The following is a 283-nucleotide window of genomic DNA, read 5'->3' as shown; positions in this document are numbered from 1 at the left end:
GGCTGATCTCGAAATACTGGTTCGAGCGCTACGCGCGGCTTCCCGTCGACATCGATGTCGCTTCCGAATTCCGCTACCGCGAAATGCCGCTTTCGGCCAACGACGCGGCCTTCTTCATCTCGCAGTCGGGCGAGACCGCCGACACGCTCGCCTCGCTGCGCTACTGCCGCCAGGCCGGCATGACGATCGGCGCGGTCGTCAATGTGCGCGAATCGACCATAGCGCGCGAGTCCGACGTGGTGCTGCCGACGCTGGCCGGGCCTGAGATCGGCGTTGCCTCGAC

General features: G+C 66.1%; 1 protein-coding gene. It reads left to right on the top strand.

Going from position 1 to position 283, the window contains the following annotated elements:
* Positions 1 to 283, top strand: a 283-nt coding sequence (locus EN808_RS36000; RefSeq protein ID WP_135918283.1) for an SIS domain-containing protein, incomplete at both ends; no start/stop codon positions are given.

The sequence above is a fragment of the Mesorhizobium sp. M8A.F.Ca.ET.165.01.1.1 genome (assembly GCF_004792065.1).
In the GTDB taxonomy this organism is placed as follows: Bacteria; Pseudomonadota; Alphaproteobacteria; order Rhizobiales; family Rhizobiaceae; genus Mesorhizobium.
This window is presented reverse-complemented; position numbering and strand designations above follow the sequence as displayed.